We start from the raw sequence: 12386 nt of genomic DNA on the forward strand, positions 1-12386 counted from the left end.
ACCGGTGCCGCGTCCTCCGCCATACCGGTCAGCGCGTCAGCTTCTTATAGGTCGTCGCGTGCGGACGCGTCGCTTCGTCGCCGAGGCGGCGGATCTTGTCCTCCTCATAAGCCTCGAAGTTGCCTTCGAACCATTCGACATGGCTGTTGCCCTCGAACGCCAGGATGTGCGTCGCGAGGCGGTCGAGGAAGAAGCGGTCGTGGCTGATCACCACCGCGCAGCCCGCGAAATTCTCCAGCGCCTCCTCGAGCGCGGCGAGGGTTTCGGTGTCGAGGTCGTTGGTCGGTTCGTCGAGCAGGAGGACGTTGCCCCCCTCCTTGAGCATCTTGGCGAGATGGACGCGATTGCGTTCGCCGCCCGACAGCTGGCCGACCTTTTTCTGCTGGTCGACGCCCTTGAAGTTGAACGCCCCGACATAGGCACGCGTCTGCATCTCGTGCTTGCCGATGTTCATCAGTTCGTGGCCGCCCGAAATTTCCTCCCAGACATTCTTGTTCGGGTCGAGCGCGTCGCGGCTCTGGTCGACATAGCCGAGACGCACGGTGTCGCCGATTGTGACGCTGCCGCTGTCGGGGGTTTCCTGCCCGGTGATCAGCTTGAACAGGGTCGACTTGCCCGCGCCGTTGGGCCCGATGACGCCGACGATGCCGCCCGGCGGCAAGGTGAAGGACAGATCCTCGAACAGCAGCTTGTCGCCATAGGCCTTCGAGATGCCGGCGACCTCGATCACCTTGCCGCCAAGGCGTTCGGGAATCTGGATGACGATCTGCGCCTTGCCGGGAGTACGCTTTTCCTGCGCCTCGACGAGCTGGTCGAAGCTTTTGATACGCGCCTTCGACTTGGCTTGGCGCGCCTTCGGCGATTGCCGGATCCATTCGAGCTCGTCGCGGATCGCCTTCTGGCGGCCCTGGTCCTCGCGCGCTTCCTGTTCGAGGCGCTTGCCCTTCTTGTCGAGGTAGGTCGAATAATTGCCTTCGTAGACAAAGTAACGGCCGCGATCGAGTTCGAGGATCCAGTTCACCACATTGTCGAGGAAATAACGGTCGTGGGTGACGAGGATGACGTTGCCCGGATAGTCGACGAGGTGCTTTTCGAGCCAGGCGACGCTTTCGGCGTCCAAATGGTTCGTCGGTTCGTCGAGCAGCAGGATCGACGGCTTCTCGAGCAGCAGGCGGGTCAGCGCGATCCGGCGCTTCTCACCGCCCGAGAGATTCTCGACGCTCCAGTCGCCCGGCGGGCAGCGAAGCGCTTCCATCGCGATTTCGAGCTGGTTGTCGAGCGTCCAACCGTCGACCGCGTCGATCTTTTCCTGCAGCGTCCCCATCTCTTCCATGAGCGCGTCAAAATCGGCGTCCGCGGGCGGATCGGCCATCAGCGCGCTGATCTCGTTGAAGCGGTCCATCATGTCGGCGACGGGGCGGACGCCGTCCATGACATTTTCCTTGACCGTCTTCGTCGGGTCGAGCTGCGGCTCCTGCGCCAGATAGCCGACGGTAATCCCCTCGCCCGGCCATGCTTCGCCGGTGAAATCCTTGTCGATGCCGGCCATGATCTTCATCAGCGTCGATTTACCCGTGCCGTTCGGGCCGACGATACCGATCTTGGCATCGGGATAGAATTGCAGGCTCAGGTTGTTGAGCGTCGGCTTCTGCGCGCCGGGATAGGTCTTGGTCAGACCCTTCATCACGAAACTATATTGGGCGGCCATGGATATGCTCCGGTAGAGGCTGGGCCGCGGTCGTGCGGCCGGGAGAGTTGGGCGCCGGTTAGCGAATGGGCGCGCGGTTGGCAATCGACGCTTGCGCGCGCGAAGCCGCCCGCCGGCGGCGGGACCAACGTCGGCGCACTGCTCGCGGCAGGCGTTCCTGCGGTCGACCTGGCCTGCGATGGCACGCGTTGTTTCGACATCCACCAAGCGCCCGACGACACGCCCGACAAGCTCGATTCCGCTCAATTGCGGCGGAATGTCGTGGTCTGGGCCGCGACTCTGGCGATTCTCGCCACCGGCGAGGAAGGCGAGTTGCCGTGATTGTTTCCGCCAAATGACAGAATTCCGCCCGCCCCGACCATCTCAATTATTTTTGTTGACGATTCACGCGGAACGGCTAAATCCCGCCGCTCGCGGGACGGGAAAGTTTCCCCAGCGCGGAAAGGCATTTTAGGGAGCCCACACATCATGAAGAAGTTTGCTGCTATCGCCGTTGCTGCCAGCATGTTCGCCCTCGCCGCTTGCGGTGAAAAGGCTGCTGAAGAAGCCACCACCGAAGCTCCGGCTGCTGAAGCTGTTGCTGAAGAAGGCGCTGACGCTGCTGCTGCTGGCGCCGACGCTGCCGCTGCTGGTGCTGACGCTGCCGCTGCTGGCGCCGACGCTGCTGCTGCTCCGGCTGCTGACGCCGCTGCTGCTCCGGCCGCTGACGCCAAGGCTGCTCCGGCTGCTGACGCCGCTGCTGCTCCGGCTGAAGAAAAGAAGTAAGTCACAGCCCCTCGGGGCAATGACCGAAACGAAAAGAGGCGGTCTTCCTTCGGGAAGGCCGCCTTTTTCTTTGCCCGTCACCTGCGGGTGGACTTCGCACGCGCGCCTGTCTAAGGCCGCGAGGCCGGTCGGGGAGTAGCGCAGCCCGGTAGCGCGCCTGCTTTGGGAGCAGGATGTCGCAGGTTCGAATCCTGTCTCCCCGACCAATCCCCCTATCCCGTCGATGTCGCAATCAGCCGCGCGTAGAAATCGATCATCCGCTTGAAGCTGTCGATCGCCATATGCTCGTTGGTCCCGTGGATCATCGCCGATTCCTTCAGCGAGAAATGCATCGGCATGAAGCGATAGACGTCCTCCGACACCGGCTCCATGCTCCGGCTGTCGGTCCCCGCAACGACCAGCGTCGGCGTGAGCACCGCATCGGGCGCGTCGGCGCGCGCGGCCGCGGCGATCCATTTCCAGCCCTGCGAGCTCGTCGACGACACGCGCGAGGGTTCGCGCGGCGGCTTGACCCAGGCGAGGTCGACCTTGATGTCGCCCACCGCTCCCTTCGCGCGCGCCATCACATCGGCCGAGCTGTTCCACGGCGCGATGCGATAGTTGATCAAGGCGCTCGCCGATTGCGGCAGGACATTCTCCTTGGGACTGCCTTCCAGCATCGTCGGCGCGATTGTCGTGTGAAAAGCCGCGGCGGTCGTGGGTGCAGCGCCGAGACGGTTCTTGAGGCTGCGCCCGAACAGCCACTGGTTTGCAACCGCCATCTTTGTCGCGCCGCCCTTTTTCGCGGCGAGCGCCTCGATCATCGACGCCCCGGGGCCGCGGAATTCGAGCGGGAACGGTTTGCCCGCGATCGCCAGCACCGCTTTCGCGAGCGTCGTCACGCCGGTTTCGGCAGGCGGCATCGAACTGTGCCCGCCGGGCGCAGGGGCAGTGACCTTCAGCGTGCCATAGCCCTTCTCCGCGATGCCGATCATGATCGCGGGCCCATCGATGACGGGCGTGTCGGTCAGGACAATGCTCCCCTCGTCGAGCGTATAGATCGCCTTCACACCCTCGGCCTTCAGCTTCGCGGCGGCGGCTAGCGCGCCAGAGCCGCCCGCCTCCTCATCATGGCCGGATACCAGATAGATGCCGCGCTTCGGCTTGAAGCCGCTTTTCGCCAGCGCGTCGAGCGCTTCGAACAGACCGACAAGCGAGCCCTTGTCGTCGACCGTGCCGCGACCCCATACCGCCCCGTCGGCGATCGTCCCCGCGAAGGGGGGATATTTCCAGTCGCCTTCGGTGCCGGGCGTCACCGGCACGACATCCTGGTGCGCCATCAGGATAACCGGCGCGAGCGAAGCATCGCTGCCCGGCCAATGATAGACGAGCGTCCGGTTCGGCAGGATCGTGCGCTGCATCGCGCCATGCGCGGCGGGATAGGTGGACGCCAGCCACGCATGGAGCCGGTCCCATTCGGCGACTTCGTTGGCGGCCGGATCCTGGTTCGAAATCGTGCGAATCTGTGCGGCTTCGCTCAAATGGCGAACCGCCGCGTCCAGATCATAGGCGGGCGCCGCCGCAAGCTTCACATCGCGGCCGTCGGCGACATTGGCCGGCGCGAAGGTCGACGTGCGCACGCCGACAACGGCGGCCCCCACGACAAGGATCGATAGGCCGCCGATCAAGGCAATCCGAAGCTTTCCCATTCCCCTCTCCTTTTCGGTGGGCAATGGACAGCGATCGGTTTCGATTTGCAAGGGGAATGGTGGGCCCGGCAGGACTCGAACCCGCAACCTAGCCGTTATGAGCGGCCAGCTCTAACCATTGAGCTACAGGCCCCCGTTCCGGGGATGTGCGGGCGATAGCGGAGCGCAGCGGGCGTTGGCAAGCCGGTTGCGTTCATGCCGGCCTCTTCGCGGTCGCGAGCATCAGCAGGCCCGCCGTATCGGTTGGAACGACGCCGCGGCGCGCCAGATGGTCGAGCACCGCGTCCCACCAGCGATAGAAACGGTCGAGATCGGCCGCCGTCCGCACATAAGGGGTATTACCGGGACGCAGCGACGGCGAGTGGAACGAGAAGTTGAGGACGGGAACCCCCTGATCGAGTGCGATGTCGACCGCCCGGCACGCGCGATCGACGGGAATGCCTTCGGGCGTCAGTGCGATGCGCTCGACAAGCCCGAGACGCGCCAGCACCGAGCCGGCATAGCGGCCGTTCCGCGCGATCGGGTGATAAAGTCCCTCGCCCTTCGGTCCCATGAGCCCGCCGAAAACCGTCGTCACCGGAACCTCGAGCACTGGCCCGTGACGCGTCGCCACCCACCAGGGTCGAAGCGGGGCGCCGCGATAATCGGGCCCATGCCCTTTGCGATAATCGAAACCCGGCCTTACCGACGTGTCGCAGACAAAACCGAGTTCGGCGAGCATCTCGGCGGTATCGCGGCCGAGGCCGTAACGCCCGGCGCGATAGACTTGCGGTGCGGCGCCGAAGCGGGTGCGAATGGCGTCGCGCAGCGCCGCCATCTTCGCCCGCTGGAGCGAAGGAGGAAGATTGCCGGCATAGCTGTTGCGTTCGCTCACCTCTTCTTCATGCGGCGGCGTGACCCACGGATGAAGCTGGGCCCCGACGTCGCAGCGGCCGGCAGCGCGCGCCGGCGCAAGGATCTCGACGGCGCGATCGTCCTGCACGACGGGCCAGTCGACAAGATAGATCGGAACGACCGCGGAGCGCTCGAAATAGCCTTGGCATTCGGCAAGCGACGGGACCGAATCGAGCCGGTAGCCGCTCCGCGCGAAGGGCGCCGACCAGTCGAAATCCTCTTCGGTATCGATCGTGACCCAGAAACGTGGGCGTCCGTCATGGCCGAGACCAATCTGCTCGGCCGTCTCCGGATATGTCTGAAAGCTGCCCGCGGGCTGCACTTTCGTTCCCCTTTGCCCCCGGGGGCTATTCGCCCTGCTGAACACCGAGTTCGGTATCGACTCTCGGGTTGGCCGAGGGCAAATGCAAGGTCAAGGCGTTATGTCCGATGTCGAGCCGACCGCCGACGCTGCGGGCGAGACTGTCAACAAGCCGCAGCGAGAAGCCGAGGCTCAGGATCGCAGCCCCCGGCGCCTCCCCTTCGGGGCTGAAGCCCGGATCCAGCAGTTCGGCCGCCGTGGCGAAGCGGATCGCCAGCGGACGAACGATGCGCAATTGCAGCATGTCGTCCGCGCCCGGCTCGGTCACCAGCTGACCGACGAGGATGGTTCCGGGCTCCGAAATGTCGACGAGCGCGGTCAGCATCCGCCCGATCATCCGCCGCGAATTGGCGTCGCCGCCCTGCGCGAGAAAGGGGCCGCCGACGCGCGAGATACTGAGGTCGACGCGCTGGTCGGCAAGAAGCGCCGCGAGATCCTCCTCGACGCGCGTCATCACCAGGCCCAGGTCGGCAACCTCCTCCGGCGCCAGCGGAGCGGGCCTGGGGTCGATCGCGCGCGCGGCGGTGTCCAGATCCTCGATAATCGACTGGATCGACGTCGCGTCGGTGACAATCGCCTCCGCCATCTTGCGATAGGAGTTGCTGACCGGACCGAACATCTGACCGGATATGATCTGCGAAAAGCCGGAGATCGCGTTGAGCGGGCTGCGCAGTTCGTGAATCAGCTGACGGATCGAGTCGCCTGAATTCTGGCTGGCTGCCGGACGGCCGTAGGGCATCTCGTTGCGCTGCGGGCGCCGCGCGCTGCCGCGATACCCGCGAAACTGCCCCGTCGCCGGGTCGAACCAAGGCATCGCCGAGAAGCGCCACTCGCCCGCCTCCGACGCCGCGCCTTCAAGGATCATGCGCGCGTTCACGATTTCGGCGCGCTGGCGGAACGCTCCCGCTGCCGCGCCGTCGGCGCCGGGCTCGCCCCCGAAGGCCGCATCGGCGATCGACAAGCCGATTGCGGCGCCGCGCGTAATGCCGTCGACCCAGCGAATCAGACCGTCGGGCCCGGTCTCGAACAGGAATCCGGTGCGTGCCGGACGCGGCGGCGGCTGCGTGCGGGTCGACTGGAACTTGTCGATGCGGCGGACGAGCTCGCTGATCTGGCTGGGAGCCCCCTCGATGGCCGGAACCGGACCGGCAGCGGCGGCCTCGGGTTCCGGCACGGCGACGGCAACGGCCGTGGGCTGCGGCAGCGCGACCGATCCGGCGCCCAGACTCTCAAGCGCGCGACGAACCGTCTGGGGAAGATCCTTGCGCCCTGCAAGGACCGAGCGAGCTGTCGCAGCGGTCGCAGGAAGCACCGCGAGCCAGTCTCCCTCCGACAGACGCGCGCGGCTCAGCATCGTCGCCGAAACCGCCGGCACGTCATTGGCATAAAAGGCAACCAGCGGCGCAAAACGGCCATGATGCGCGATCGCCTCGGCGCAATCGCGGCGAATCTTTTCGGGGACTTGCGGCCGCAGCAGAGCAAGGGCATGGAAAGCGCGGCGCACATCCTCGCCGGCTAGCTGATTGCCGCGCTGGGCAAGGATATCGCTGAGCTGACGCCACGCAGCGATGCTCGCACGGCCGTCTTTCGGGGCTTGGCGCAAGATGGTCGCGATCATCGAGTCAGCAGTCACGCGGGCCGGCCCCACACCCAGTTTGTTGGTTAGCGTATGTTTACCGGCTAGCGTGAATCCGCTGGTCATGAAAGTGCCATCGTGGACCACGTCACATTGTGGGACAATTGCAATCGGCTGAAATAATATTATGGTCGCTGCACTTTTGGAAAGCGGATGTTTCAAATATGGCCAGTCAGAAATTTGATCAGATCGACCTCCAGATCCTCGGGGAGCTGCAGAAAAACGGGCGGATGACCAATGTCGAACTGGCGCAAATGGTAGGACTCACAGCGCCGCCGTGCCTGCGCCGCGTCCGCGCGCTGGAAGAATCGGGTGTCATCCGCTCTTATCATGCCGATCTCGACGCCGCGAAGCTCGGCTATGGCATCACCGTCTTCGCGATGGTCAGCCTGCGCAGCCAGGCCGAATCCGACCTCAAGGCATTCGAGGACTATGTCGGAAAGCTTCCCGAAGTTCGCGAATGCTACATGCTGAACGGCGAAATAGATTTTCTGCTCAAGGTCGTCGCGCGCGACCTGCAGAGCTTCCAGTCCTTCCTGACCGCGCACCTGACGTCGGCGCCCAACGTGACGAGCGTAAAGACGTCGCTGACGATTCGCACCGCGAAACAGCTCGCCGGAATCCCGGTCGAAACCTGAGAGCGGCCGACACGCCAAGAAAAAGGGCGCCACCCCCGATGGAATGGCGCCCTTTTTGTACGTTATCGCCGCTGGATCAGGTGGCGGGGGCCGCCGCCACGGCGGCCGGAGCCGTTTTGGTCTGGACATAGACCGTCCACAGCTTGGCGAGCCGCGTACGATTGCCCTGCACCTTCGCCAGGGTGGCGAGCGCAGCGTCATTCTGCCCCGACAGCGCCTGCGCCACGCCGAGGCGATATTGCGCGATGGGGTCGCTCGCCGCGATCGCCTCGTAAAGCGGGATCGCCTTGGCGATTTCACCGATGCCGACCAAGGCATCCGCGGTTGCGCGCGCCGCTTTGGGGTTCGTCACCGGCTTGCTGGCGTCCGCGAGGAGCCCGGGACGGTCGGCCTTGGCCCGATCGGTCTGCGAACTCAGGATCTGCGAAAAGCGTTCATCCCGGTCGGTGAAAACCTTGTTCGCGATGCCCTGTTGAACCAGCGACACCACCTCGCCCGGATAGCCGGCTTCGGTCGCCATTGCCGCATATTCCAGATATTCGCCGCGATCGGTCATCGCGCCCGATGCTCGCATCAGGCGAAGGATGTCGAGGTTGAGTTCCTTGTCGGGACCCGCCTGCTGGAGCAGGATGTACAATGTGTTGCGCCAGACCGCGGGCTGCGGATAGTCGCGGACGCGGAGCGTCAGAATGTCGAGCAGTTCGTCGGTGCGCTTCGCGGCCTGGAGCGCCTTCGCCGGACGCACATACAATTCTTCCGACGGCACCCGGCCCGCTGCGCGCTCGGCATCGATCGTCGCCTTGGCGAGCGCGATCCCCTGATCGACGCGCCCCGAGTTCAGATAGCTGTCCATCAGCAGCAGCGGCAGCGCGGAATCGGTCGATCCCGCCGCCTTCGCGGCCTCGAACCGCGTCGCGGCCTTGACATAGTCCTTCTTCACATAGGCGAAACGGCCCGAATAGAAATTATAGTTGCCAAGGTCGGCCGCCGGAACGAGGCCCGAATCGAGCGCGGTCTCCAGGCCCTGACTCTGGGTCGCCTCATCCTTGTTCAGGATGCCGAGTTGCAGCGTGTAGAAACCCATCAGATATTTGTCGTCGTTCGAGGTCGCCGTCGCCTGCCCCTCGGCCAGCGCCGCCTGCAAAGCGGCGGCATCCTTGGCCTTGGTCGCGTCGCCCATCTTCTTCACAGCGGGCATGAATGCCTTGCTGGGCGAAACCTTCGGCCCCTGCGCGGCCTCTTCCTTCTTCGGCTTTTCCTTCGCCATGACGGGGGTGGCCGTCGCCATCAGCGCGCAGCCCAAAACGGCGGCCACAGCGGTCGCGGTCGTCGGGCGGAAACGGGTGAACATCGATATCTCTCCTCTGAAACGGCCGCCTTGCCAGAAGCATGCGGGGGTCAGCCGCGGTTCACAACGCGGCTAGACCCGTAGCGTTGCCAAGGCAAGACGGCCGGGATCGATATTTCCAATGGCAGGGGGCGGCTGAACGGGGATTGAACCCGCGAAAGCCGTTCAGGCGAAGCTGTCGATCGCCGCGTTGATGTCGCGCAGGATCGCTGGATCGCCGGGCACGCCCTCGATCGCCGCTTCGGCGAGCTGGATCAGCGGAATCACCCCGAAGGTCGCGGCCAGGCTTTTCATCCGCTCGGCGGCGACGCGCCAGTTGGCGTCGCAGCGCGCGCGCCGCATCAGGTCCGCCAGTTCGCGCGTGTTCGCGGCGAAGCTCTCCCGCAGCTCTCGGGCTACCGCGGGATCGTCTCCGACCGCCGCATGAAGATACCGATCCAGGGGGCCACTATCGAACGACATTCCACAACCTTGCCGGATTGTGGTTAAGTTTCCGTTCCATGAACGCGATTTGATGCTAATATGGCCGGATGACGGGGGATAAGAAGATCGTCGGACTGTGGCGGGATTCCGCCGCCAATCCGGATGCCGAAGCGCAGAACGAGGCGGCCGCCGCGGCGGCCGAGACCGCGCCTGCGGTTGAAACCGCCCTTCCCGAGGAGCGCGACTGGCTCGATATGTCAGCCATCACCCATGCCGCCCAGGACTATGACGAAACCGATGCGGCAGGCTCGTCGTGGAAGGACCGGATCGTTCCCGCGCTTCTGATTATGGTGGCCATCGGCTGGGTCGCCTTCGCGGCTGCGGCCGGAACCGACCGCTTCACCCGCGCGCCCGCCTTCGCCGCATGGCCGGTGCTGCTCGCGACGATCGCGATGCCGCTCACCCTGATCGCCGTGCTCTGGATGGCCCTCTTGCGATCGAGCCGGTCCGAACAGGCGCGTTTCGCGCGGGTTGCCGGCGCGCTCCGCGACGAGAATATGGCGCTCAATGCCTCGATGCGGGCCCTCGCGGAAAATCTTGCCGATGCGCAGCGCCAGCTCGGCGAACAGGCACGCACGGTGCAGCAGCTCGGCGTCGATACCGTTCTGCGCCTCAACGAAAGCAGCGACAAGCTCGCGACGAACGCGTCGGTCATCGCCAACGCGCACGACCAGCTCGCGCGCTCGGGCGATGTGGCGATGCAGCGGATGGACGGTCTGCTCGCGGGCCTGCCGCGGATCGACGACGTCGCACAGCGGCTTGCGGTCAATTTCCGCGAGGCGGGCCTTGTTGCGCACCAGCAGGGCGCGAACCTCGAGGCCAAGCTCGCCGCGCTTGCCGAGGAAGCCGGCAAAACCGCGCAGATCGGCGAAGCCTCGGCTACCAGCCTGAGCGAAGCCATCGGCGTGTTGCGGCAACAGGCCAGCGACGCCGAGATGAGCCTGATCGCGGTCGCGTCCCAGGTGACCGACGCGCATGGCGTCGCGCTGGCGCAGATGACGCAGGCCTCGGCAACCGCGCGCGACGACCTCAAGGCGACGATCGCTGCGGTGACGGGGCAGATGGACGGCAGCTGGCGCCATTTCCGCGATAGTGTCGCTTCTGCCGCCGAGTTGCTCGACGCGCGCCTTGCCGCTGCACGCGAAGCCGGCGACACGCTCGGAGCCCAACTCGCCGCACATGGCGAAACGAGCGACGCGCTCGCCCGGCAGATCAGCTCGCATGTGGCGACGGTCGGCGAACAACTCGCGGCGCTCGACACCAGCGTTACGTCCAGCACCGGCGTCATCGGCCGCGCGATCGACGACACCAAGGGCCAGCTCGCCGCCTTCATGGCCGAAGCGCAAAAGAGCAACGGATCGGCGCACCAACTGATCACGCAGGCGGAGTCGCTGCTGCTTGCGCTCGACGCGGTAACGCGCGAGCTCGACGAGACGCTGCCGCACGCGATCGACCGCCTGAATTCGCACGGCAAGGCGACGCAGACCGCGCTGTCGCAAATGAAGCCGATGCTCGAAGCCTCCGAGCTCGTCGCGCAATCGACGCTGTCGCACGTGAACGCCGTCAAATCGACGCTTCAGTCGAACGAAGAGCAGATGGCGGCGCACGCCGACAGCCAGCAGGCGCTCGCCGATCGCATCAAGGCATCGCTCGCCGACGCCGACACCGCGCTCGCCCGGCTGCGCAGCGGCGCTGACGAATTTGCCGAACAGGGCGGCGCACGAATGATCGCGACGCTCGGCGAAGTCCGCGCGACCGCCGACAGCGCGGCCGAGGAAGCGCGCCAGACGCTCGAAAAGCTCGTCTCGGGTGCCCGCGACGCGATGAAGGCGACGGCAAGCGAAGCGATCGACGCCTCGTTCAAGACCGAGATCATGACGCAGCTCACCGCGATCGAGGAAGCCTCGCGCCGCGCGGTCGAAGCCGCCAACGCTGCAACCGACCGGCTGATGCGCCAGCTGATCACGATCATGGACACGAGCGCCAGCGTCGAGGCGCGCGCGATCGAGGCCGAACAGGCGATCGCCGCCTCCGACCGCGATTCGATGGCGAAGCAGGTCGGCGTGCTGACCGAAGCGCTCAAATCGACCGCGATCGACATGACCAAGATATTGTCGAGCGAGGTCAGCGACACGGCGTGGGACGCTTATCTCAAGGGCGACCGCGGCGTCTTCGCGCGGCGCGCGGTCAAGCTGATCGAAAATGGCGAGGCGAAGGAAATCCTGCGCCTCTACCAGAATGACGACGGCTTCCACGCCGCGGTGAACCAGTTCATTCACGATTTCGAGGCGATGCTGCGCTTGCTGATGGGCGCGCGCGACGGGTCTGCGATCAGCGTCACCCTGCTCTCGTCGGATATCGGCAAGCTCTATGTGGCGCTGGCGCAGGCGATCGACCGCCTGCGGGGCTGATTGCGCTGAAGCAGCCCGGTTGGCCCGGCAGCCTTCGACCGGTTGGGGACATCGTGATCCCCGGCGAAAGCCGGGGCCCAGAGCGGCAAAACACCAGGCTTGAGTGAGAATTCCCTGGGCCCCGGCTTTCGCCGGGGATCACAGAAGGATGTCCGCTCCCCACTCCAAAGCCGCCAAATCAGGTTACCGCTCAGGCCCGCCCGCTCAGCACATCGGGGTCGGCCCAGCCGTTCACATAAGCGATGTAATAAAGCACGAAGCCGATCGTCGCGACGATCGTCATCTGCAGCAGGATGCGTCCCGGACGCACGGTGGCCGGCGCGCCCCGATCCTGCCCCCGCACCAGCGGCGTCGCATCATCCTCGGCGCGGCGGCCGTGGAAGGGCAGCACGAAAAAGGCGCTGAAAGCCCAGAAAAGCGTGTAGATTGCCAGGATAGACGTCCATTTCATGAC

The 12386-nt window shown here is 65.4% G+C and carries 11 protein-coding genes and 2 tRNA genes; 5 read left to right on the top strand and 8 right to left on the bottom strand.

Translation table 11 applies throughout. From position 1 onward, the window contains the following. Positions 1-28: 28 nt before the first annotated feature. Entirely contained in the window at positions 29-1708 is a 1680-nt protein-coding gene (gene ettA / locus QOL68_RS12430; RefSeq protein ID WP_058456740.1) for an energy-dependent translational throttle protein EttA, read from the bottom strand. Between ettA and QOL68_RS12435 the strand changes: the two genes are divergently transcribed. From QOL68_RS12435 to QOL68_RS12445, 3 genes are all read left to right on the top strand, one after another. Next, positions 1697-2029: a hypothetical protein gene (locus QOL68_RS12435; protein ID WP_282949682.1), complete on the top strand. Its 333-nt coding sequence runs from the start codon at positions 1697-1699 to the stop codon at positions 2027-2029. The genes ettA and QOL68_RS12435 overlap by 12 nt on opposite strands. A gap of 205 nt (positions 2030-2234) precedes the next feature. Further along, complete coding sequence (locus QOL68_RS12440; protein WP_156416629.1) at positions 2235-2612, top strand: hypothetical protein; 378 nt, start codon at positions 2235-2237, stop codon at positions 2610-2612. Beyond that, positions 2603-2679 (top strand) — tRNA-Pro (locus QOL68_RS12445). The genes QOL68_RS12440 and QOL68_RS12445 overlap by 10 nt, the downstream gene beginning before the upstream one ends. Positions 2680-2685: 6 nt before the next feature. Here QOL68_RS12445 and QOL68_RS12450 read toward each other — a convergent pair. The 4 genes from QOL68_RS12450 to QOL68_RS12465 all read right to left on the bottom strand — a co-directional run bounded on the left by QOL68_RS12450 (position 2686) and on the right by QOL68_RS12465 (position 7049). Continuing rightward, entirely contained in the window at positions 2686-4161 is a 1476-nt protein-coding gene (locus QOL68_RS12450; RefSeq protein WP_282949681.1) for a M20 family peptidase, read from the bottom strand. A gap of 57 nt (positions 4162-4218) precedes the next feature. Next, positions 4219-4294 (bottom strand) — tRNA-Ile (locus QOL68_RS12455). Between the two features lie 60 nt (positions 4295-4354). Further along, entirely contained in the window at positions 4355-5377 is a 1023-nt protein-coding gene (locus QOL68_RS12460) for a polysaccharide deacetylase family protein (protein WP_282949680.1), read from the bottom strand. 25 nt (positions 5378-5402) lie between these two features. Next, complete coding sequence (locus QOL68_RS12465; protein WP_282949679.1) at positions 5403-7049, bottom strand: sensor histidine kinase; 1647 nt, start codon at positions 7047-7049, stop codon at positions 5403-5405. A gap of 167 nt (positions 7050-7216) precedes the next feature. Here QOL68_RS12465 and QOL68_RS12470 point away from each other — a divergent pair, with 167 nt between their 5' ends. Next, positions 7217-7690, top strand: coding sequence for an Lrp/AsnC family transcriptional regulator (locus QOL68_RS12470; protein WP_058456737.1), 474 nt, complete (start codon positions 7217-7219; stop codon positions 7688-7690). Positions 7691-7766: 76 nt separating this feature from the next. On the opposite strand, the gene QOL68_RS12475 is transcribed toward QOL68_RS12470, so the two are convergent. Both QOL68_RS12475 and QOL68_RS12480 read right to left on the bottom strand, forming a co-directional pair. Beyond that, positions 7767-9041 carry a tetratricopeptide repeat protein gene (locus QOL68_RS12475; RefSeq protein WP_282949678.1) on the bottom strand — a complete coding sequence of 425 codons (1275 nt, stop codon included), beginning with the start codon at positions 9039-9041 and terminating at the stop codon, positions 7767-7769. A 162-nt stretch (positions 9042-9203) separates the two neighbouring features. Beyond that, complete coding sequence (locus tag QOL68_RS12480) at positions 9204-9500, bottom strand: hypothetical protein (protein ID WP_058456735.1); 297 nt, start codon at positions 9498-9500, stop codon at positions 9204-9206. A 68-nt stretch (positions 9501-9568) separates the two neighbouring features. Between QOL68_RS12480 and QOL68_RS12485 the strand changes: the two genes are divergently transcribed. Beyond that, entirely contained in the window at positions 9569-11932 is a 2364-nt protein-coding gene (locus QOL68_RS12485; RefSeq protein WP_282949677.1) for a coiled-coil domain-containing protein, read from the top strand. Between the two features lie 190 nt (positions 11933-12122). Here the strand turns inward: QOL68_RS12485 and QOL68_RS12490 are convergent, their stop codons facing one another. Then, positions 12123-12383, bottom strand: coding sequence for a DUF1467 family protein (locus tag QOL68_RS12490; RefSeq protein WP_058456733.1), 261 nt, complete (start codon positions 12381-12383; stop codon positions 12123-12125). Positions 12384-12386 lie beyond the last annotated feature (3 nt).

The organism is Sphingopyxis sp. Geo25, from assembly GCF_949769135.1.
GTDB lineage: Bacteria > Pseudomonadota > Alphaproteobacteria > Sphingomonadales > Sphingomonadaceae > Sphingopyxis.